Origin of the sequence: Brenneria corticis, from assembly GCF_003115855.1 — a bacterium.
In the GTDB taxonomy this organism is placed as follows: domain Bacteria; phylum Pseudomonadota; class Gammaproteobacteria; order Enterobacterales; family Enterobacteriaceae; genus Brenneria; species Brenneria corticis.
This window is the reverse complement of record NZ_KZ819080.1, coordinates 61,876-80,751: the sequence shown is the minus strand read 5'-3', so window position 1 is coordinate 80,751 and position 18,876 is coordinate 61,876. Positions and strand designations below refer to the sequence as shown.

The 18,876-nt window shown below is 59.0% G+C and carries 15 protein-coding genes; 5 read left to right on the top strand and 10 right to left on the bottom strand.

The genetic code is table 11. The features are described from left to right. Positions 1–87: 87 nt before the first annotated feature. The 3 genes from glpC to glpA are packed head-to-tail and all read right to left on the bottom strand — an operon-like array spanning position 88 to position 4,260. Positions 88–1,296, bottom strand: coding sequence for an anaerobic glycerol-3-phosphate dehydrogenase subunit GlpC (glpC, locus tag DDT56_RS12590; RefSeq protein WP_136166789.1), 1,209 nt, complete (start codon positions 1,294–1,296; stop codon positions 88–90). After that, the gene (gene glpB / locus DDT56_RS12585; RefSeq protein ID WP_136166788.1) at positions 1,293–2,555 is read right to left on the bottom strand and encodes a glycerol-3-phosphate dehydrogenase subunit GlpB; all 1,263 of its coding nucleotides are present in this window, start codon (positions 2,553–2,555) and stop codon (positions 1,293–1,295) included. Before glpB ends, glpC begins: the two co-directional genes overlap by 4 nt. After that, complete coding sequence (glpA, locus tag DDT56_RS12580) at positions 2,545–4,260, bottom strand: anaerobic glycerol-3-phosphate dehydrogenase subunit A (protein WP_136166787.1); 1,716 nt, start codon at positions 4,258–4,260, stop codon at positions 2,545–2,547. The genes glpB and glpA overlap by 11 nt, the downstream gene beginning before the upstream one ends. Positions 4,261–4,570: 310 nt before the next feature. Between glpA and glpT the strand changes: the two genes are divergently transcribed. Continuing rightward, positions 4,571–5,920, top strand: coding sequence for a glycerol-3-phosphate transporter (gene glpT / locus DDT56_RS12575; RefSeq protein WP_136166786.1), 1,350 nt, complete (start codon positions 4,571–4,573; stop codon positions 5,918–5,920). A gap of 73 nt (positions 5,921–5,993) precedes the next feature. Beyond that, on the top strand, positions 5,994–7,061 hold the full coding sequence (gene glpQ / locus DDT56_RS12570; protein ID WP_136166785.1) for a glycerophosphodiester phosphodiesterase: 1,068 nt from the start codon (positions 5,994–5,996) through the stop codon (positions 7,059–7,061). A gap of 57 nt (positions 7,062–7,118) precedes the next feature. On the opposite strand, the gene yigL is transcribed toward glpQ, so the two are convergent. After that, a complete protein-coding gene (yigL, locus tag DDT56_RS12565; RefSeq protein ID WP_136166784.1) occupies positions 7,119–7,919 on the bottom strand; it encodes a sugar/pyridoxal phosphate phosphatase YigL in 801 nt (266 codons plus the stop codon). 29 nt (positions 7,920–7,948) lie between these two features. Continuing rightward, the gene (pldB, locus tag DDT56_RS12560; protein ID WP_136166783.1) at positions 7,949–8,941 is read right to left on the bottom strand and encodes a lysophospholipase L2; all 993 of its coding nucleotides are present in this window, start codon (positions 8,939–8,941) and stop codon (positions 7,949–7,951) included. Positions 8,942–9,066: 125 nt separating this feature from the next. Between pldB and rhtB the strand changes: the two genes are divergently transcribed. Then, entirely contained in the window at positions 9,067–9,687 is a 621-nt protein-coding gene (rhtB, locus tag DDT56_RS12555) for a homoserine/homoserine lactone efflux protein (protein WP_136166782.1), read from the top strand. A gap of 13 nt (positions 9,688–9,700) precedes the next feature. On the opposite strand, the gene recQ is transcribed toward rhtB, so the two are convergent. Both recQ and pldA read right to left on the bottom strand, forming a co-directional pair. Continuing rightward, positions 9,701–11,530 carry an ATP-dependent DNA helicase RecQ gene (gene recQ, locus DDT56_RS12550; protein ID WP_136166781.1) on the bottom strand — a complete coding sequence of 610 codons (1,830 nt, stop codon included), beginning with the start codon at positions 11,528–11,530 and terminating at the stop codon, positions 9,701–9,703. 174 nt (positions 11,531–11,704) lie between these two features. After that, a complete protein-coding gene (gene pldA, locus DDT56_RS12545) occupies positions 11,705–12,571 on the bottom strand; it encodes a phospholipase A (RefSeq protein ID WP_136166780.1) in 867 nt (288 codons plus the stop codon). Between the two features lie 213 nt (positions 12,572–12,784). Between pldA and DDT56_RS12540 the strand changes: the two genes are divergently transcribed. Then, positions 12,785–13,273, top strand: coding sequence for a thioesterase family protein (locus DDT56_RS12540; RefSeq protein ID WP_136166779.1), 489 nt, complete (start codon positions 12,785–12,787; stop codon positions 13,271–13,273). 72 nt (positions 13,274–13,345) lie between these two features. Then, positions 13,346–14,275: an EamA family transporter RarD gene (gene rarD, locus DDT56_RS12535; RefSeq protein WP_136166778.1), complete on the top strand. Its 930-nt coding sequence runs from the start codon at positions 13,346–13,348 to the stop codon at positions 14,273–14,275. Here the strand turns inward: rarD and DDT56_RS12530 are convergent. The 3 genes from DDT56_RS12530 to uvrD form a co-directional block, all read right to left on the bottom strand. Further along, positions 14,241–15,299, bottom strand: a complete 1,059-nt coding sequence (locus tag DDT56_RS12530) for an AbrB family transcriptional regulator (protein ID WP_136166777.1) — start codon at positions 15,297–15,299, stop codon at positions 14,241–14,243. The genes rarD and DDT56_RS12530 overlap by 35 nt on opposite strands. Before the next feature lie 110 nt (positions 15,300–15,409). Next, a complete protein-coding gene (corA, locus tag DDT56_RS12525; RefSeq protein ID WP_136166776.1) occupies positions 15,410–16,360 on the bottom strand; it encodes a magnesium/cobalt transporter CorA in 951 nt (316 codons plus the stop codon). A 335-nt stretch (positions 16,361–16,695) separates the two neighbouring features. Beyond that, positions 16,696–18,858 (bottom strand): DNA helicase II, encoded by a 2,163-nt coding sequence (uvrD, locus tag DDT56_RS12520; protein ID WP_136166775.1) that lies wholly within the window; start codon positions 18,856–18,858, stop codon positions 16,696–16,698. Positions 18,859–18,876: the final 18 nt, after the last annotated feature.

The following is an 18,876-nucleotide window of genomic DNA, read 5'->3' as shown; positions in this document are numbered from 1 at the left end:
GACGGTCGCAGAGATCGACTGAGGTTAGTGCGCACGAAACCCTCACTGCACTTACAGAAATCCCTTCCCCAAATTTGTGGGGCCCCCTCACGCCTCAATCAGCGCCCGCGCCAGCAGCGTGATCGGATGTTCGCACGGCTTGCCGGTGGACATTTCGATTTGCCATTTGCAGGTTTCGCAGTCGGTGATCACCACATCCGCGCCGCTTTCCTCGATCTGCCGAAACAGCGGCGCGCCGATCCCCTGCGCGGTGGCGTAATTTTCCTTCTTGAAGCCGTAGGTGCCGGCAATGCCGCAGCACTGGGAATCCAGCACCGTCAGTTCGATACCGGGAATGCGCTGCAGCAGCGCCAGCGTGTAGGCGGTCCAGCCCATCTTTTCCAGATGGCAGGGAGTGTGATAGGCCACCCGCAGCGGCAGCGCGCGCAGCGGCAGTTCACGCCCCTCTTCCTCCAATAGCCGGTACAGCCGCCGGGTGGCCAGTTCAATGCCATCGCGCACGCGGTCGGTGTCCACGCCCAGCAGATGCGGATATTCGTCGCGCAAGGTAAAGGCGCAGCTGGACGACGTCGCCACCACCGGTATGGACTTGCCGTTAATCGCCTCGTCCAGCGATTGAACATTCACCCGCGCCTGCTTTCTCGCCCGATCGTGAAAGCCATTCGCAATCAGCGGCACGCCGCAGCACTTTTCTTTGCTCAGCAGTTGAACGCCGATATTCATGGCGTTAAAAATCCGCACCAGATCTTTTCCCAACTGGGGGTGGTTGTAGTTAACGTAGCAGCCGTGAAAGTAGGCGACCTGCTCGGGGTAACCTTGCTGCCTTTGCACCTGCTGGCGATACCAGCGGCGGAAGGTGCCGAAGGAATATTTCGGCAACTGGCGGCGATGGTCGATTTTTAAGGCTTTATCCAGCAGCTGACGCACCGGTTTCAGGCCGGTCGCCGTATTCACCAGCGGAGCAAACGGGGTGGAAACCGTCCCCATCAGATCGGTATGGCTTAGAATGGCGTCGCGCAAGCTGGGCTTATGGCTGCTGTAGTTGGCTTTCGCGCGCTGAATGATATCGCCGATTTTAACGTCCGACGGACAGGCCACTTCGCAGCGTTTACAGTTGGTGCAGTACTTCAGCGCCTCATCATACAACGCGGGATCTTTGCGCCGCAGACGTTCGCCATCCGGCCCGGCCTGTTTCGGCCCCGGATAGAGAGGATTAACCCGCGATACCGGACAATAGGTGGTGCAAACCGTGCATTTGATGCAATTTTCAAAGCTGTTATCGTCAAGCAGGCTCATTGGTTATCCTCCTGCAGTATCAGGTCGGCGGCATACAGCGCGCTGAGCAGCGATACGCCCGCGCCGCACCCCTGGGCAATGGGATCGAACCCTTCCAGCACCGCGCCGACGGCATACAGGTTATGCGCCGTTTTGCCGGCGACGGCGGGGCGCAGATTGTCATCGGTTATCACGCCGAACTGCCGGTAAGGCTGGGCGGCGAACATGTCCTGCCGGCTCCATTCCTCCCGCCGGGCCGCGAAGCGAACATCCAGCCCGAACACCGGCTCGCTAACCCGGTCGAAGCGCGCCAGCAGACCGTTGCTGAAGAAACTGCCGCTGGCCAGCACCACGTGTCGCGCCCGCAGCGGAATATCGCGGTGATTGCGGGTATAGAGCGCGGCGCCCTGCGCTTCCAGCACGGCGCGTTCCACCCGATCGCCCGGCATGACGATCCCCCCCTGCCGGCGAAAGCGGCGCAGCAGCGCCTGATGCAAACGCAGTCCCGGCAACGAAGGCGGCAACGTCGGCAGCAGCAGCACCGGCTTGCCGAGCGCCTGGCGCAGCCCGTCCAGCGCCGCCGGTCCGTCCAGCCCCAGACAGGCGGGCATGATCACCGCATCATTGCCGCTGGCGGATACCGTCAGCTCTTCCGCCAGCGCCGCCAGATTTTCCGGCAGATCGAGCACCCGGGAAATATTCACCGCCCGGAACTCGCTGGGGTTGCGGCGCAGCCGATCCAGCACCGGCAGTTTGACATCATCGCTGCGGGCGGCGATGCCCTGCGACTGCAGCGTCCCGGCCACAATACGCGACTGGAAATCCAGAAAGCCTTCAATGCCGGCCACCAGCGGGCGCTCCCAGCGAGCGGTGCCGGTCAGGCCGCGGGTCACGCTGTCCGACTGGCTGAGCCAGCAGGGGCGAAACTTGCCCAGCGGCGTCATCCGCAGATGATTTTGCCGATAGTCGCCCAGCATCGGCATGGCGCAGCGAACCAGCAGCGCCTGAGCCTCCGGCAACAGGGCGGCGATCCGCTCGGCGCCCATCAGCGCATAGGGATGGCGAGGCGCCTGGCGGGCCAGCTCATCCAGCGCGCTTAACGGCTGGTCGACGGGCTGCCCGTCCGGCAGACAGGCGAGCAGATCCAGCGCGCCCGAAGAAAAATGCAGGGCGCTTTGCCCTGCGCTGACGATAGCGCAACGTTTGCCCTGCTCGGACAGCCGGATGCCGCAGGTCAACCCCGCCAGCCCGCCGCCGATAATAACCGCGTCATACCGCATGCTGTTCCTCCCGCGCGTCATCGGCCGTCAGGCCGCACAATCCCTGATATACCCAACTGGTAAACTCGCTTTCACGCAGGGTATTGCCCCAGGCGACCGGGCGAATGCCTTTCCAGCGTTCATTGAGAAACTGGCTGAGCTGGACGATGGATTGCTCCGGCGTCGACCGCCCCAGCCGGCACAGCAATCCCGCGGCCCGGCAGGCGCAAAGCTCGCCCTGGCAGGTTCCCATTCCGACGCGGGTGCGGCGGCGTAAATCAATCAGATTATTAACCTGGAGCGATTCCACCGCGTAACGCACTTCGCCGGCGGTAACGGCTTCGCACTCGCAGACCAGACTGCCGTCCAGACGCTCGCCGGACAACAAACGCCCGGCGCGTTCGCCGTGGCGGTAAATCGCCGATCCGCGCAGCGGCGCGGACAACGGAAAGGCGCTGTTTTTAGGTTCCGATAACGGGCTTTTAGGCGCGGAGAAATGCGCGGCGGAACGGCGCGCGGTGGATTGAGATGGGGCCGCGCGTTCCGTACCGGGTTCCGAGCCGGGCAACGGCGTCTGCGCCGTGGTGCAGGCCACGTCGCAGCCCAGCTTTTCACAGATTTTATCCGTCACCCACTCGGCCATCAGCCGGTAGGTCATCAGTTTACCGCCGGTGATGGTAACAAACCCCTCCAGACCATCGCGGCTGGCATGGTCGAGCAGCACAATGCCGCGGCTGACGCTGCGTCCGCTGGGGTCGCTGTCGTTCGCCACCAGCGGGCGCACCCCCGCATAGGCGCGGAGAATGCGCGTGTCCGCCAGCTGCGGCGCCAGTTTGGCGCCTTCGCGCATCAGGATTTCCACTTCCGCGGGCGTGACCGTCATATTATCGATCTGATCGTAATCGATATGGGTCGAGGTGGTGCCGATCAGAGAGATGGTGTCTCCCGGCACCAGAATGTCGGCATCGGCCGGTTTGCGGCAGCGGTTAATCACCATGTTGTTGATGCGATGTCCCAAAATCAGCAGCGCCCCTTTCGCCGGGAACATGCGTACGCGCAGATCGGCATACTCGGCGATATGTTGTCCCCAGATACCCGCGGCGTTGACCACCACCTGGGCGTATATCTCGCCGGCGACGGCGTTTTTATGGTCGAATACGCGCACCCCGGTGATGCGGTCGCCCTGGCGGATCAAACCGATAACCTCATGATAAGTCAGCACCTCGGCGCCGTGCTCAGCGGCATCGATGATATTGGCCGAGGTCAGGCGGAAAGGATCGATGGTGCCGTCCGGCACCCGCACCGCGCCAATCAGCGTCGGGTTGGCGGCGGGCTCCAGACGCAGCGCCTCCTGGGGATCTATCGCCTGGGCGCTGATCCCCGCCTGTCGGCAGGCGGCGATAAATTGGCTCTGATAGGCGAGGTCGTCTTCCGGCAAGGTCAGAAACAGGCCGTCCGTCGGCTCCACGCAGTGGCGGGCTATGCGCTTGAGCACCTGGTTTTCTTCAATGCATTCGCGCGCGGACTCGCCGTCCGTCACCGCATAGCGCGATCCGCTGTGCAGCAAACCATGGTTGCGCCCGGTGGCGCCGGTGGCGATGTCAAAGCGTTCGATCAACAGGCAGCGCAATCCCCGCAGCGCGCAATCCCGTACGGTTCCCGCGCCCGTCGCCCCACCGCCAATCACAATGACATCGGTTTCCCGGTATGACCCATTATTTTGCATACGCCCTCTTCTCGCGGATCCTGACATAGTGCTATTGGGACACAAAAGATAAGGTTAATGTTTGATAAAGAGCAAAAACGAACATAAAACGAAAATAGAATAGTCATTAAAATTCATATATGTGATTGGCATCACCAAAATCAATTCCGCAATTGCATAAGCCTTGTTAAGGTAAGCACGAAAAAATGTCATACCTTCATAAAAATGTAACATTTGAGCGATAACTCACAGATGAAAAGGGCGTAATTGGATAATATTACCTTCGTTATAGAACAAAAAATTATCGTTTTTGGTCGTATTGGAGGCAGAAATGCTGAGTATTTTTAAACCCGCTACACACCAGCCCCGCGTCGCCGCAGATCAGGTCGATCCACTGTATCGTCGCCTGCGTTGGCAAATTTTCATGGGCATCTTCTTTGGCTATGCCGCTTACTATCTGGTGCGCAAAAATTTCGCCCTGGCGATGCCATTCCTGATCGAACAAGGGTTCTCGCGCGGCGACCTCGGTTTCGCGCTATCCGGCATTTCGATCGCCTACGGCTTTTCCAAATTTATCATGGGTTCGGTCTCCGACCGTTCCAATCCGCGCGTGTTCCTGCCTGCGGGCCTGATATTGGCGTCAGCGGTCATGCTGTTTATGGGGTTCGTGCCCTGGGCCACCTCCAGCATTGCGATCATGTTCGTGCTGCTGTTCCTGTGCGGCTGGTTTCAGGGCATGGGCTGGCCGCCGTGCGGACGCACCATGGTGCACTGGTGGTCGAAAAAGGAACGCGGCGGCATCGTTTCCATCTGGAACTGCGCGCATAACGTCGGCGGCGGTATTCCACCGCTGCTGTTCCTGCTGGGGATGGCCTGGTTTAACGACTGGAAAGCCGCCCTGTATATGCCGGCTTTTGCCGCCATTCTGGTCGCGCTGATCGCCTTTGCCCTGATGCGGGATACGCCGCAGTCCTGCGGCTTACCCTCCATCGAAGAGTATAAAAATGACTATCCGGTTGATTATGATGAGAAAGCCGAAGAGGAGCTGACCGCGAAGCAAATCTTTATGCAGTACGTTTTCCCCAATAAGCTGCTGTGGTACATCGCCATCGCCAACGTATTTGTTTACCTGCTGCGCTACGGCATTCTCGACTGGTCCCCGACCTATCTGAAAGAGGTAAAACATTTCGCGCTGGACAAATCCTCCTGGGCCTATTTCCTCTACGAATATGCCGGCATCCCCGGCACGCTGCTGTGCGGCTGGATGTCCGACAAGGTGTTTAAAGGCAACCGCGGCGCCACCGGCGTGTTCTTTATGACCCTGGTCACCATCGCCACCGTCGTGTACTGGATGAACCCGGTGGGCAATCCGCATGTGGATATGGCGTGCATGATCACCATCGGCTTCCTGATTTACGGACCGGTGATGCTGATCGGCCTGCATGCGCTGGAGCTGGCGCCGAAAAAAGCCGCGGGCACGGCGGCCGGGTTCACCGGTCTGTTCGGTTATCTCGGCGGTTCCGTCGCCGCCAGCGCCATCGTCGGTTATACCGTGGACTTCTTCGGCTGGGACGGCGGCTTTATGGTAATGATCGGCGGCAGCATCCTGTCGGTGATCCTGCTAATCATCGTTATGTTCAGTGAGAAAAAGCATAAGGAAGAGTTAGCCAGACAGTCATAATCGTTTGTTAGCATCCCTCTGGCGGCGTCCCATCGACGCCGCCTTTCTCTCAACAGATAAGAGGTTTGATCGCATGAACTACGCCGTAACATCGCTGCTCGCCAGTATCGCCCTTTCCCTTTCATTTGCCGCCATCGCCGGGAAAAACGGCAAAATCGTTATCGCTCACCGCGGCGCCAGCGGTTATCTGCCGGAACATACGCTGCCGGCCAAAGCCATGGCCTATGCGCAGGGAGCGGATTACCTGGAGCAGGATCTGGTGCTCACCAAAGACAACGCGCTGGTGGTTCTGCACGACCATTATCTTGACCGCGTTACCGACGTGGCGGAACGTTTTCCTCAGCGAGCCCGTCAGGACGGCCGGTTTTACGCCATTGATTTTACGCTGTCGGAAATCAGGTCGCTGAAATTTACCGAAGGGTTCGACATTAAAGACGGCAAACAGGTACCAAGTTATCCCAACCGTTTTCCCATGTGGAAATCCGACTTTCGCGTCCATACCTTTCAGGAAGAAATTGAATTTATTCAGGGCCTGAATCACTCGACCGGTAAAAATATCGGTATCTATCCTGAAATCAAAGCCCCGTGGTTCCATCATCAGGAAGGCAGAGACATTGCCCGCGAAGTGCTGACCGTACTGAAGCAGTATGGCTACACCCGGAAAAGCGACCGGGTATTCCTGCAATCTTTTGATGTCGCGGAGCTCAAACGCATCAAGAGCGAACTACAGCCCGAAATGAAGATGGACCTGAATCTGATACAGCTGATCGCCTATACCGACTGGCAGGAAACCTATGAGAAACAGGCTGACGGAAAGTGGCTAAACTACGACTATGACTGGATGCTCAAGCCGGGCGCCATGAAGCAGATTGCCGCCTACGCCGACGGCATCGGCCCGAACTACCCTATGCTGGTGCGGCCTGACTCCACCGCCGGGCATATTTCGTTCAGCGGAATGGTGAAAGAGGCGCATCGGAATGGGCTGCTGGTCCACCCGTTTACCGCGCGAGCGGACAGGCTGCCCGACTATGCCGGGGACATCGACCAGCTTTACCATATTCTTTATCGACAGGCGGACGTCGACGGCCTGTTCACCGATTTCCCCGACAAGGCCGTGGATTATCTGCACAAGCCGCGCTGAGCGCCGTCGACAGGGACGCCTACGGCCGGCAGACGGTCGCGGCATCACCGGCGACCGTTATCGCAGAAACAAATCCCGCAGGTAGTTCGGCACCGCGCTTTCCACATTGCTGCCGATCACCTCCAGCTCCGGCAGCAAATTCTTTAAACGCTGATGGGCGTTCTGCATGATGCAGCCTTTGCCCGCCATCGACAGCATTTCGTAGTCGTTCATCCCGTTGCCGAAAGCGATGCACTCGCGCAGCGAAAAGCCGATGATCTTCGCCACCTGCTCCAGCGCGTGACCTTTGGATACCCCGCCGGCCATCACTTCCAGGCAGGTCAGCGTGGAAAAGCTCACGTTGACGCGATCGCCCCAGCGCGCGTTGATCGCCTCTTCCAACACCAGCAGCTGCTCGTGGGAATCGCAGGTAAAGAAGATCTTGCTGACGCCGTCGGTCTCCAGCAGGCCTGGCTCGAACAGCTTGTATTTAAACACCGACTCTTTAAAAAAACGCTCTTCTTCGGGACGCTGACGGTTCATAAACCACTCATCGTCGCGGTAAACGTGCGTCAGCATATCCGGATTCTGGTGCGCCACGCCGTAAAGATCGCGGGCGATATCCGCATCCAGATTATGGCTGAAGATCAAATCGCCCCGGGTGTTGTGCACCCGCGCGCCGTTGGAGGTGATCATAAACGCGCTGATGCCCAGACCGTCGCGGATTTGCGCCACGTCCATATGGTGCCGCCCCGTCGCAAAGACAAAATGAATCCCCTTTTTGGTCAACAGCTTGAGGGTTTCTTTCGCATAGGGGGAGAGCGTATGGTCGGGCGACAACAGGGTGCCATCTAAATCGGAAGCTACGACATGGTACATAACGGTGAGATCCAACCTCTGGTGGTAATTTAATAATAGCGAGCGAAATGCTCCAGAATCAGCTCGAATGCCTGAGCACGAATGTTATCTTTCTCAAACAGAATCTCATGCCGCGCCCCTTTGATAATCCGGGGAGCCTCGCCCGCACAGGGGTGACCGCTCTGCGCCAGAGCCTGACAAAACCGATCCTGGCTGCGGTTATCCACCACCCGATCTTCTTCCGCCTGCAACAGCAGCAGCGGCGTAGTGATATCGGCGGCCTCTTCCAGCAACTCCCGACCTACCGTCAGCGCTTCGCGTACCCAATGGTAGGTCGGTCCGCCAACGCGCAGCTCCGGGGCGTCCGCATAAAATCGGACGCTGCGCCGGTAGCGCTCGCGGCTGTGGGTCAGCATATTGACCACGTAAGGCAACGGCCGCCATTGCCCGGTGCCGATGGCATAATAGTCGCGTATCGCGGGGCGGCGCTCCGCCCAGTCGACGATGCGCCGGGCCAGCCAGTGTGGCATCGGCAGATGAATGCCGCACATCGGCGCGCAGAGCGCCACGGCATCGAAAGCCTGCGGCTGGCGCGCCAGAAACCGGGCCAGGATCGCGCCGCCCATCGAATGAGCCAGCGCAAATCGACGGGTATGCGCCTGCGGGGCAATCTGCCGTTGCCACAGCAGTTCGACGTCATCCACATAGTCGCTGAAGCGCACCACGTGTCCGCGGTGGCTATCGGCGAGCAGGCGCCCGGAACGCCCCTGCCCGCGATGATCCATCATCAGTACGTCATAGCCGTTATGGAAGAGATCGTAAGCCACTTCGCCGTATTTTACATAGCTTTCAATACGTCCGGGGAACACCACGACGATTTTATCGTGTTGCGGCGCGGTAAAGCGCACAAAGCGGATCGGCACATTATCGACGCCGATAAACTCCCCTTCTTCGCGCTGACGCCAGAAATCCAGCAACGCCCCGGTAGCAAAGGCAGAAAACTGCGCTTCACGCGTTAACAGGCTATTGAGATACCGAGTCATCCACACACTCCGGCGCAGGCCAGTAAAGCTATCGGAACGGCTTTCTTGCTATGGCGCAACGAGCTATAGCGCAAATATAAGCATCGGCGTATTGTGGCATAAAAAATCGCAGGGAGCATTCGCAAGTGACCTTAGACTGGTGGTTAACCTATTTACTGACAACGCTTATTCTCAGCCTTTCGCCCGGTTCGGGCGCCATCAATACCATGAGTACCGGCATCAGCCACGGTTATCGCGGCACCATCGCCTCGATAACCGGTTTACAGATTGGTCTGGCGGTACACATCGTACTGGTGGGCGCCGGGCTGGGGGCGCTGCTGGCGCAATCCGTGCTGATTTTCGACCTGCTGAAATGGCTGGGGGCGGCGTACCTGATCTGGCTGGGGATCCAGCAATGGCGTTCGGCAGGCTCGCTGGATATGCATGCGCTGGCCAGCACCATGCCGCGCCGCAGGCTATTGAAGCGCGCGGTGCTGGTTAATCTGACCAACCCGAAAAGCATCGTGTTTCTGGCGGCGCTGTTTCCGCAGTTTATCATCCAGCATCAACCACAGGCCGCGCAGTATCTGGTTTTGGGCGCCACCACCATTATCGTCGATATTGTGGTGATGATCGGCTACGCCACGCTGGCCAAGCGGATTGCCGGCTGGCTGAAAGGCGCCCGGCAGATGCGGATACTGAATCGGATTTTCGGCTCGCTGTTTATCCTGGTCGGCGCCCTGCTGGCGAGCGCCAGAAAAGCGTAAGCGGGCCGGGACGCTACTCGTCGCCATTATCGACGTGATCGCGGATCATCGACATAAACGGCGCGCCGAAACGCTCCAGCTTGCGGTGTCCGACGCCGTTGATATTCAACAGTTCCGCGGCGGTGATCGGCATCAGTTCGGCCATCTCCAGCAGGGTGGCGTCGCTGAACACCACATAAGGCGGAATGTTGGCCTCATCGGCAATGGATTTGCGCAGCTTGCGCAGTTTGGCGAACAGCTTGCGATCGTAGTTTCCGCCGTAAGATTTCTGGCTGGCGGCGCGCGGCTTCAGGTTAATCACCCGCGGCACCGCCAGCTGCAACGGCACTTCGCCGCGCAGCACCGGACGGGCCGACTCGGTGAGCTGTAACGCCGAGTACTGGGCGATATTCTGCTGCAGCAGCCCCAGATGAATCAGCTGGCGCAACACGCTGACCCAGTGCTCCTGAGATTTATCGCGCCCGATGCCGTACACCGGCAGCTTGTCATGAGCGAATTCGCGGATGCGCTGGTTATTCGCCCCGCGCAGCACCTCGACGATATACCCCATCCCAAAGCGCTGCCCGACCCGATACACGCAGGAGAGCGCTTTCTGCGCCTCCACCAGTCCGTCATAACGCTTGGGGGGATCGAGGCAGATGTCGCAGTTGCCGCACGGCTGCTGACGGCCCTCGCCGAAATAGTTGAGCAAGACCAGACGGCGGCAGGTTTGCGCCTCGGCAAAGGCGCCCATCGCATTCAGCTTATGGCGTTCAATGTCCAGCTGCTGTCCGGCCGGTTTCTCTTCCAGACAGCGCCGCAGCCACGCCATATCGGCCGGATCGTAAAACAGCGCCGCTTCCGCCGCCAGGCCGTCCCGCCCGGCGCGCCCGGTTTCCTGATAGTAGGACTCAATATTGCGCGGAATATCGAAATGCACCACAAAGCGCACGTTGGGCTTGTTGATGCCCATGCCGAAGGCCACGGTCGCCACCACCACCTGCAGATCGTCGCGCTGGAAGGCTTCCTGCACCTGCGCCCGGCGCTCGTTGTCCAGCCCGGCATGGTAGGCCGCCACGCTCAGCCCGCGGCTTTGCAGGCGGGCGCTGATATCCTCCACCTTCGCCCGGCTGTTGCAGTAGATGATGCCGCTTTTGCCGCGCTGCCCCTGAACGAACATCCACAGCTGATCGAGCGGCTTGAATTTTTCCACCAGCGTATAGCGGATATTGGGCCGGTCAAAACTGCTGACCTGCACCAGCGGCGACTGAAGATCGAGCAGGCGTACGATATCGCTCCGCGTGGTTTCATCGGCGGTGGCGGTCAGCGCTATCACCGGCAGACCGGGGAAATGCTGCTTCACCTGCCCCAGCGCCCGGTATTCGGGGCGGAAGTCGTGACCCCATTGGGAAATACAGTGCGCCTCATCCACCGCAATCAGCGACGGCCGCCAGTGGATAAGGTGGTCGAGGAAGCTGTCGGTGGTCAGGCGCTCGGGGGCGATATACAGCAGCTTGATCTGTCCGGACCGGCAGCCGGCCATCACCTCGTGCTGCTGTTCGCGGGTTTGCGTCGAGTTGAGGCAGGCCGCCGACACGCCGTAGGCCTGGAGCTGATCGACCTGATCCTTCATCAGTGAAATCAGCGGGGAAACCACCAGCGTCAGGCCGTCCATCACCAGGGCGGGAATTTGATAGCACAGGGATTTCCCACCGCCGGTGGGCATAATCACCAGACAATCCCGCCCGCTGATGGTCGCATTGATAATTTCCTGCTGGCCCGGCCGGAATTGCTGGTAGCCGAACGTATCCCGCAAAACCTGAACGGCCAGCGCTTCTTTATTTAATACTTCCGCCGTAGACACGCCTTCCCCATTCGCTGAAATCAAACAGACGCCATTTTCGGCGTCATGCGGTAAAACTGCAATGTTTTACCCGCTTATGTGTTAAATGCTGATTGACGCACGCAATGTCGCAGAGCGCGCCTTGACAACGCCGCCATGATTCGTTCCCGGCCAGCGATTCTGCGCCGGTTATGACTAGAACATATCGTTCAGCGTTAACCCAATCCCGAAACGGGTCTGGCGGTGATTATAGTCAATCAGCGATTCGCCATAGCCGCTGAATACCTTGGTGTAAAAGCGCACATGATCCGTCAGCGGATAGCTCCAGCCAAGTTCACCGCCGCCGTAGCCGCTGTTCCAGTTATAGCGCCCTTCCGCGCTGAATACGCTGTCGCCCCAGACGTAGCCGACGCGCAGACGGTAGTATCCCATATATTTGGCGATATCCGGATTATCGTCCTCGCTGTCGGAAAAGCGAATCCAGGGTTTCAGGTCCACCTGCCAGTCGCCGTTTTGCGCCATCAGGCGGACATAGGCGCGATTCCAGCTGCGCGATGTGGGTTCGGAACGCCCGTTGGACTGGTGGTTGAATCCGACTTCCACATCGCGCAGCGTCCAGCCGGCAAAAGTGTAATCCGTCGCCCAGCCGAGAAAAATCTGCGGCTCATAGTTGGTTTCGCGAAACGGCGAAGACTCGCCTCTATTGGATAGCTGCCACCAGGAACGTTGCGTATAGGAAGCGCCCAGCAGGGAATTGTCGCCGAGAATACCGCGCCAGAGCGGGAAACCCAGGCTAAGCTGGAAATTCACCTCATCCTTGCGCGCCTCATCCGCCCAGTTGTAGCTCCGTATCGAGGTTTTATTGATATTGCTGGTGTAGCTATACAGCATATAGTTACTCTCATACGGATAGAGAATAAACGGGGTATCGTGTTGCTGTAACAGGCTGGCGATGATGCTGCCGCGCACTGCGGGCTTGTCATGCACTGACTCTATTTTCGCCTCTTGCGCCTGGGCGTGTGCTGCCAGCAGCATAATCAACATGCCAACGATTTTACGCATTCACTTTCTCTCCTGAGCGATCATGATAAGTATCCGACCTGATAAACGCGCCATTTTACACGGTTCGGCGACATTTAAATCAACCTTCGGCTGTTTCTCGGCCTTTTCTGGAAAGAAACAAAATTAACGCATAAAATAAACGCTCGGTTTACCTTTCGATGCGATAGCAAGCGCGGCAAACTCAGGCAACCCAGGCATACGGGAAAAACATTCATGCCCAACGCACCATTAACGCCAGGCGCTATGTTAACCAGGGAGCACGTTCGCCAGCTGGTTGCCGACATCTTTATCTACAACATGCCGTTCAACGGCGAATTGGGGTTGGAATTGCGGCATTTCGCCGCCGACCGGGCCACGCTGACTTTCGTGCGGCAGAGCAAGCTGATCGGCAACGCCCTGCAGAACATCCTGCATGGCGGCGTGATCGCCGCGGGGCTGGATGTGGCGGCGGGACTGGTCTGCGTGGGCAACACGCTGCTGCGCCATGAAACCATCAGCGAGCACGAATTCCGCCAGCGGCTTGCCCGGATGGGAACGATTGATATGCGGGTGGACTATCTGCGGCCGGGCCACGGAGAACATTTCACTATCACCAGCCAGCTGCTGCGCGGCGGCAATAAAGTCGCCGTGGCGCGGGCCGACCTGCACAATGAACGGCAATCGCACATCGCCAGCGCCACCGCGACCTACCTCATTGGCTGACGCCAAGGATGAAAACCGCCCCCGTTTTGGGTAAACTTCTCTTTTCCCGCCGTTTTTATCGAGTCATCATCAATGGATTCGCAGCAAACCCGCAAGGGGATCTTTTTCGCTCTCGGCGCTTATCTTATCTGGGGAATCGCCCCGGTTTATTTCAAGCTGCTTGAACATATCCCCGCCAATGAAATACTGGCACACCGTATTATCTGGTCGTTTTTCTTTATGCTGATCCTGTTGAGCATCAGCCGGAAATGGCATCAGGTGCGTTATGCCTGCCGCAATGTCAAACACCTGCTGTTACTGGCGCTCTCCGCCATATTCATCGCCTGCAACTGGCTGCTGTATATCTGGGCGGTCAATAACCACCATATGCTGGAAGCCAGTCTGGGCTACTTCATCAACCCGCTGGTCAACGTCATGCTGGGGATAGTCTTCCTGGGCGAGCGCTTGCGCCGTCTGCAATGGCTGGCGGTTTTACTGGCCGTTTCCGGCGTGCTGGTCCAGCTCTGGACCTTTGGCTCGTTGCCGCTGATTGCCCTGGGACTGGCGTTCAGCTTCGCCTTCTACGGCCTGCTGCGCAAAAAAATCGGCGTCGACAGCCAGACCGGGATGCTGATTGAAACGCTGTGGCTGCTGCCGATGGCCGTTATCTATCTGTTTTTTATTGTCGACAGCCCCAGCAGCCATATGACGGACAATAGCTGGACGCTGAATGCGCTGTTCGTCTCCGCGGGGATCATCACCACCGTACCGCTGCTGTTTTTTACCGCCGCGGCCGCCTATCTGCGCCTTTCCACGCTGGGGTTTTTCCAGTATCTCGGGCCGACGATGATATTTTTGCTGGCGGTCGGTTTTTATGGCGAAACCTTCAGCAGCGACAAACTGGTGACCTTTGCCTTTATCTGGAGCGCGCTGGCGCTGTTTATTCTCGATGCGCTTTATACCCAGCGTAAACGGCGGCGGGTCGGCATCAGTTCGCGGCAGGATCAACGCGGCGCGAAATAAAACGCGACAGCAGCGGGCTGAAAATCAGGGTAGAGAACAGCCGCAGCGTCTGCATGGCAATCACAAACGCCATATCGACCCGGCTGCCGGCGGCGATAATGGCTATGGAATCCAGCCCGCCCGGGCTGGTCGCCAGATAGGCCGTCAGCAGATCGACCGGCAGAAAGCGGGTAATCATCAGCGCCAACGCGCCGCACAGCAGCATCAGTCCGACAATCGACGCCATCATCTGCGGCAGCGTGCGTATCGCCAGCAGAAATATAGGACGGGTAAAACACAGCCCGACGCTCCAGCCGATTAACGCGTAGGCCAGAGCCAGCAACCATTCCGGGGTCTGCAACGCCAGTATGCCGTTTGAATGCAGCAGCGAGCCGACGATTATCGGCCCCAGCAGGGCGGCCGAGGGGATACGTAAAAGTTTGCCGAGCCAGGCGCTGCCGAACGCGACGCACAGGGTGGCGGGAAAACGCCAGTCCAGCGTCGGAAACCACACCAGCATGGCGCTGTTCTCCGCCGCGTCCTCCCCCAGGCTGATACGGGCGACAAAAGCCGCCGCCGCCGTCACCATCAGCACCCGCAAATACTGCATAAAGGCGACCAGCCGCACATCCGCGCCAAACTCCCCCGCCATGGCGACCATGGCCGACGCGCCGCCGGGAGAAGCGCCCCAGGTGCCCGTGGTGCCGGGCAATTCGCTGAACTTCACCAGCAGCCAGCCGGAAAGTCCGCTGCCGACAAGGGTCGCCAGCAAAATAAACAGCACCAGCAGCCAGCTGTCGAGTAACGGACTCAGAATGGAAAGGGAGAGGCTTTGCGCCACCAGGCAGCCCAGCACCGCATTGCTGGCGGAAAAAAAGGCGGGGGGAATGCGGATGACGGCGCCGTTCAGCCCCATCGCCGCGCCAATCAGCATGGGGCCGAGCAACAGGGCCGCCGGAACGTGATAGACCTGCAGTCCGAAGCCCAATATCAGCGAGGCCGACAGCAGGATCCCCCATTGCATCGAGGGTGAAACCCTTCTCATGCGCACAACCTGTTTCCGCAATAAACCATTGCCGTCATTCTAAACAGATTAGCCGGATAATTAATATAAAATTTAATTAAGTCGCCGGCCCCTATCGCGCGCCGCGCGCTTCAGAGCCAGTTCTTGCGTTTGAAATAGAGATAAGGCGCCAGACCCGCCAGAATCATCAGCACAATCGCCCCCGGATAGCCGAACGACCACTTCAGCTCCGGCATAAATTCAAAGTTCATCCCGTAGCTGGACGCCACCAGCGTCGGCGGCAGGAACACCACCGAAACCACCGAGAAGATCTTGATAATGCGGCTCTGTTCAATATTGATGAAGCCCATCGCCGCCTGCATCAGGAAGTTGACCTTCTGGAACAGCGATTCGTTGTGCGGCAACAGCGATTCGATATCGCGCAGGATCTCGCGCGCCTGCTCCAACTGGCCGGAGGGCAAACGGGCCTTGCGCACCAGAAAGTTCAGCGCGCGCTGGGTATCCATCAGACACAGACGCACCTTCCAGCCCACGTCTTCCAGTTCGGCCAGCGTGGAAAGCGCATCGTCGTATTCGTCCCCCTGGCGCCCTTCCATGATAATACGGCTCAGGGATTCCAAATCGCTGTAGATGTTCTCGATTTCATCGGCCAGCTGTTCGATTTTGGTTTCAAACAAATCCAGCAGCAGTTCATAGGCGTTGCCGTCGACCATCGTTTGGCTGCGGGCGCGCATGCGGTACAGGCGAAACGCCGGCAGTTCGCGCTCGCGCAGCGTATACAGCCGCCCCTCGCGGATGGTAAACGCCACGGTGGCGTTGCCGGCATGATCTTCGGCGTCTTCAAAAAAGAAGAAGGAGTGGATATGCAAGCCGTCCTCGTCCTCGAAGAAACGCGCGGACGCCTCGATGTCCTCCAGTTCCGGGCGGGTCGCCAGACTCTGTCCCAGCTCCTGTTGTACTTTTTCGCGCTCGCCCTCTTCCGGTTCGATTAAATCGACCCAGACGGACGAGGTCAGATCGTCGGCATCATCCAGTTCCAGACGGGATAGACGACAGTTGTCCAGTTTAAATGCGCTCAGCATAGGCCATAGCTCCCTTTTCAGTAACAGAGATGGACAACGCGCGCTTGAAACACAGAAACAGAGGTGAAAACGTCACCGGCAGGTTTCAGTCCGTTCGACGGAGCTGACTCGTAGCGACATGATGAACGACATCGCCGACAACCACGAAGGCTATCAGCAACGGGAAGATAGCCTTAGAAGTTGTACCTAATGATCAGGTTATTGAGCCAGCATCGACTGGGTGCGTCCAAGGCGTGGGTCCTCCGGGAATAATGATGCGCGCATGTTACGCCGAGATGAAAAAGGCTGTCAACTCGAAGAGCGGCGAATAATGCAACGATGCGCGATTTATCGTTTCACACGACTTCCAGCCGGGCATAGGCCGCCACCAGCCATTTAATGCCCTGCCCCTGAAAGGCCACCTGAATGCGGCAATGGTCGCCGCTGCCTTCCAGATTGACGATGGTGCCGTCGCCGAATTTACCGTGCCGCACCCGCTGGCCCAGCCGGTAGCCGCTGTCGCTCTCGCTGATCGGCGTGCCGAGGCGCTGATGGTTCACCGGGCGCGACACGCTGGCGCGCAGCCGGACCTCCTCGACGCACTCCGCCGGCAGTTCCCCGACGAAACGCGAGGGGCGGTGATAGGCCTCTTTGCCGTATAGACGGCGGGTTTCCGCATACGTCAGGGTCAGCTTCTGCATGGCGCGCGTCACCCCCACATAGGCCAGACGCCGCTCCTCCTCCAGCCGTCCGCCTTCGTCGAGCGACATCTGGCTGGGGAACATGCCCTCTTCCATCCCGACGATAAATACCTGCGGAAACTCCAGCCCTTTGGCCGAGTGCAGCGTCATCAGCTGTACCGCGTCCTGATAGGCGTCCGCCTGCCCCTCGCCCGCTTCCAGCGCCGCATGGGACAAAAACGCCTGCAGCGGCATCAGGTCCTGGTCTTCATCCTGATAGCTGTACTGCCGCGTCGCGGTAACCAGCTCCTCCAGGTTTTCCACCCGCGCCTGCCCTTTTTCGCCTTTTTCCTGTTCGTACATATGCCACAGGCCGGAATCCTTGATCACCCGGTCGGTCTGCACGTGCAGCGGCAGTTCGGCGGTTTCATCGGCCAGCGCGTCAATCAGTTCGATAAAGCGTTGCAGCGAGGCGGACGCCCTGCCCGCCAGCACTTTTTCCTGCAACAGCGCGCGGGTAGCCTGCCATAGCGTCAACTGCCGGTCGCGGGCGGTGTGACGCACCACGTCCAGCGTGCGGTCGCCGATGCCGCGCGTCGGCGTATTCACCACCCGTTCAAACGCGGCGTCGTCATTGCGGTTGGCGATCAGACGCAGGTACGACAGGGCGTCCTTGATTTCCTGACGTTCGAAGAAGCGCATGCCGCCATAGATGCGATACGGCATATTCTGCTGCAGCAGCGCCTCTTCCAGCACCCGCGACTGGGCGTTGCTGCGGTATAAAATGGCGTTATCGTTCAGCGCGCCGCCGTTTTCCTGCCAGACTTTAATCCGGTTGACCACAAAGCGCGCTTCATCCAGTTCGTTAAACGCGCAGTAGAGCGAAATCGGCTCGCCGTCCGCCCCGTCCGTCCACAGATTTTTGCCCAGCCGCCCGCCGTTATGGGCGATAAGCGCATTGGCGGCGTTGAGGATATTGCTGGTGGAACGGTAGTTCTGCTCCAGGCGGATGGTTTCCGCGCCGGCGAAATCCTGCAAGAACAGCTGAATATTTTCCACCTGCGCGCCGCGCCAGCCGTAAATCGACTGGTCGTCGTCGCCCACAATCATCACCCGGGCGCTGTCGCCCGCCAGCATGCGGATCCAGGCGTATTGAATGCGGTTGGTATCCTGAAATTCGTCCACCAGAATATTGCTGAAGCGCTCGCGGTAATGGTTAAGGATATGCGGTTTATTCAGCCACAGCTCATGCGCCCGCAGCAGCAGCTCGGCGAAATCCACCAGCCCGGCGCGGTCGCAGGCTTCCTGATAGGCCTGATAAACCCGCTGCCAGGTCTGCTCTATGGGATTGCCGTAGCTTTCGATATGTTGGGGGCGCAAACCTTCGTCTTTTTTACCGTTGATGTACCACATCGCCTGACGCGGAGGCCACTGCTTCTCATCCAGGTTCAGCGCCCGAATCAGGCGCTTGAGCAAACGCAGCTGATCTTCACCGTCGAGAATCTGGAAATCCTGCGGCAGTCCGGCGTCCAGATGGTGGGCGCGCAGCAGGCGGTGAGCCAGCCCGTGGAAGGTGCCGATCCACATGCCGCCCTGGCTGGTGCCGATCAGGTGTTCGATGCGGTGGCGCATTTCCGCCGCCGCCTTGTTGGTAAAGGTCACCGCCATAATGGAGTACGGCGAACAGTTTTCCACCGCCAGCAGCCAGGCGATACGATGCACCAGCACCCGCGTCTTGCCGCTGCCCGCCCCGGCCAGCACCAATAAATTGCCGCGCGGCGCGGCCACCGCGTCACGCTGTTTGTCGTTGAGGCCATCGAGCAGAGCAGAAACGTCCATAGGTATCGGTTATCCGTT

Bases quoted from the DNA above. Each gene is read 5' to 3' on its own strand.
- corA (WP_136166776.1), bottom strand. From the start codon at position 16,360: ATGCTGAGCGCATTTAAACTGGACAACTGTCGTCTATCCCGTCTGGAA.
- pldA (WP_136166780.1), bottom strand. From the start codon at position 12,571: ATGCGTAAAATCGTTGGCATGTTGATTATGCTGCTGGCAGCACACGCC.
- glpC (WP_136166789.1), bottom strand. From the start codon at position 1,296: ATGAGCCTGCTTGACGATAACAGCTTTGAAAATTGCATCAAATGCACG.
- pldB (WP_136166783.1), bottom strand. From the start codon at position 8,941: ATGACTCGGTATCTCAATAGCCTGTTAACGCGTGAAGCGCAGTTTTCT.
- glpQ (WP_136166785.1), top strand. From the start codon at position 5,994: ATGAACTACGCCGTAACATCGCTGCTCGCCAGTATCGCCCTTTCCCTT.
- uvrD (WP_136166775.1), bottom strand. From the start codon at position 18,858: ATGGACGTTTCTGCTCTGCTCGATGGCCTCAACGACAAACAGCGTGAC.
- rarD (WP_136166778.1), top strand. From the start codon at position 13,346: ATGGATTCGCAGCAAACCCGCAAGGGGATCTTTTTCGCTCTCGGCGCT.
- glpB (WP_136166788.1), bottom strand. From the start codon at position 2,555: ATGCGGTATGACGCGGTTATTATCGGCGGCGGGCTGGCGGGGTTGACC.
- glpT (WP_136166786.1), top strand. From the start codon at position 4,571: ATGCTGAGTATTTTTAAACCCGCTACACACCAGCCCCGCGTCGCCGCA.
- DDT56_RS12540 (WP_136166779.1), top strand. From the start codon at position 12,785: ATGCCCAACGCACCATTAACGCCAGGCGCTATGTTAACCAGGGAGCAC.
- yigL (WP_136166784.1), bottom strand. From the start codon at position 7,919: ATGTACCATGTCGTAGCTTCCGATTTAGATGGCACCCTGTTGTCGCCC.
- DDT56_RS12530 (WP_136166777.1), bottom strand. From the start codon at position 15,299: ATGAGAAGGGTTTCACCCTCGATGCAATGGGGGATCCTGCTGTCGGCC.
- glpA (WP_136166787.1), bottom strand. From the start codon at position 4,260: ATGCAAAATAATGGGTCATACCGGGAAACCGATGTCATTGTGATTGGC.